The organism is Synechococcus sp. R5-12 (assembly GCF_047502655.1).
In the GTDB taxonomy this organism is placed as follows: Bacteria; Cyanobacteriota; Cyanobacteriia; order Thermostichales; family Thermostichaceae; genus Thermostichus.
Genome location: NZ_JANSIM010000028.1, coordinates 1 through 2494 on the forward strand (window position 1 = coordinate 1; position 2494 = coordinate 2494).

Here is a 2494-nt window from a genome sequence, read left to right on the forward strand (position 1 = left end):
TGAACAGTGATGTTCAGCAGTGTTCAGCGTAAATGTATCAGGAAAAATCCCCCTAAGGATGTTGTCCTCTCCAACCTCTGGCCCCTCTCCCCAAGGGAGAAGGGAGCTGGGCGCAGAAAACGGTTTCCCAACCGAGGCTCAGCTAGTCCGAAAAGGCACCGTGGTAGGCGGCCTGCATGGCTGCCAAAGACACCACCAGTAAGGGATCCTCTTCTGCCGTCCTTAAGAGCAGGGGATCCGCAGGGGATCCCACCTGTCCCACAAGCTGCCACTGGCCGGGGAGCTGGGACTCCAAATAGGCTTCCCAGAGGGAACGGTGGGCCGGGCTTACGGAGACTAGGATGCGGCTGGATCCCTCGCCAAACAGGGCCTGATCCCAGCGCAAGGATCCAGGAGCCAGGGAGAGGGTTGCGCCGCGGCCTCCGCTCAAGCAGGCTTCTGCCAAAGCCACAGCCAATCCCCCCTCGCTGCAGTCGTGGGCAGAGCGCACCCAGCCCTGGCGGATTCCATGGCGACAGGCAGCTTGCACCCGCTTTTCCAATTCCAGATCCACTGGCGCGGGCCGGCCCGTAACTTGCTGGTGGATGACCGCCAAATACTCGCTGCCCCCCAAGCTGGTGAGGGCCTGGGATCCCAGGAGGTAAATGAGATCCCCTTCTTGCTGCCACCCCTGGCCACAGATGCATTTCAAGTCGGGAATAAGACCCACCATGCCAATGACAGGGGTAGGGTAGATAGCCTGCGATCCCTGGGGGGTGAGGGTCTCGTTGTAGAGAGAAACGTTTCCCCCCGTTACCGGCGTACCGAGGGCACGGCAGGCATCTCCAATCCCCCGACAGGCCAGGGCCAGCTGCCAGTACACCACCGGGTTTTCGGGATTGCCAAAGTTAAGGTTATCGGTAACAGCTAGGGGATCGGCCCCCACACAGGTGAGGTTGCGGGCAGCTTCCGCCACGGCTGCCTTGGCCCCCTCGTAGGGATCCAAATACACCCAGCGGCCATTGCCATCCAGGGTGGCAGCGATGGCCTTGCGGGAAGCTCGCAGGGGCGGCACCTCGCCCACGCCAAACTTTTGGGAACGGATGCGGATAACCGCCGCATCTCCCTGGCCCGGCCAAAGGACGGTGTTGTTTTGCACCTGGTGGTCGTATTGGCGATAGATCCAGGCTTTGCTGGCCAGGGTGGGGCTGGCCAAAAGCTGCAGCAGCACCTCTTTCCATGCCAGCGTTGCCTGAGCGAGGTGGATCCCCTGGCAATCACAAGGGGGTAGAGTGGCGGGATCCCATTGCCACGCTGCCTGCACGTAGGCTGGCGGCTCTGGCAACACCGGACGGACATAGACGGGGGTGTCTTCGGCCAAAGCCCGCGCCGGCACCTGCACCACGCAGGATCCCTGGTGCCAGATCTCCACCAGCGGCTCGGCAATGACTTCCCCGGCCACACTAGCTTGCAAACCCCAGCGGTGGAAGATCTCCATCACCTCCGCCTCGCGGCCTTTTTGCACCACCAGCAGCATCCGCTCCTGGGATTCCGAGAGCAGGTATTCCCAGGCAGCCATGCCGCTTTCCCGCGCCGGCACTCGGTCGAGGTCAAAGCGGATCCCCACCCCTCCCTTGGCGGCCATCTCCGCGGTGGAGCAGGTGATCCCGGCTGCCCCCATATCCTGGGCAGCCACCACAGCTCCTGTGGCAAAGGCCTCCAGACAGGCCTCGATGAGGCACTTGCCCAGGAAGGGATCCCCCACCTGCACTGCCGGCCGATCCTGCTGCGCATCCTCCTTGAGCTCGGCGCTGGCAAAGCTGGCGCCGCGGATCCCATCCCGCCCGGTGGTGGCGCCCACGTACAAGACCGGGTTCCCCACCCCCCGCGCTGCCGATTTCACCACTGCCGGCGTCTCCAGCAGCCCCAGGGCCATGACGTTGACCAAGGGATTGCCGCTGTAGCAGGGATCCACCGCCACTTCTCCCCCCACTGTGGGTACCCCGACACAGTTGCCGTAGTGGGCGATCCCTTCCACCACCCTGGCCATGAGGCGGCGGTTGCGGGGATCGGTTAGCGGCCCAAAGCGCAGCGAGTTAAGCAGGGCAATGGGACGGGCGCCCAGGGTAAAGATATCCCGCAGGATCCCTCCCACGCCGGTAGCTGCCCCCTGGAAGGGCTCCACTGCCGAAGGATGGTTGTGGGACTCGATCTTAAACGCCAGCCAATCCCCATCCCCCAGATCCACTACGCCGGCATTTTCCCCCGGCCCCACCACTACCCGCTCGCCCGTGGTGGGAAAGTTTTTCAGCAGAGGGCGGGAGTTTTTGTAGCAGCAGTGCTCTGACCACATCACCCCAAACATGGCCAGCTCGTTGGGGTTGGGATCCCGGCTCAGCTGCTGCTGGATCTGTTGATATTCCGCCGGGGAAAGGCCGTGGGCTTTTAAGTCTTCGAGAGTATAGGGCATAGTGCTGATACATTTACGCTGAACACTGCTGAACATCACTGTTCA

General features: G+C 62.8%; 1 protein-coding gene. It reads right to left on the reverse strand.

What is annotated here, in order from left to right:
- Nucleotides 1–142: 142 nt before the first annotated feature.
- On the reverse strand, nucleotides 143–2449 hold the full coding sequence (gene purL / locus NW843_RS02040; RefSeq protein ID WP_414521967.1) for a phosphoribosylformylglycinamidine synthase subunit PurL: 2307 nt from the start codon (nucleotides 2447–2449) through the stop codon (nucleotides 143–145).
- Between the last annotated feature and the right edge of the window lie 45 nt (nucleotides 2450–2494).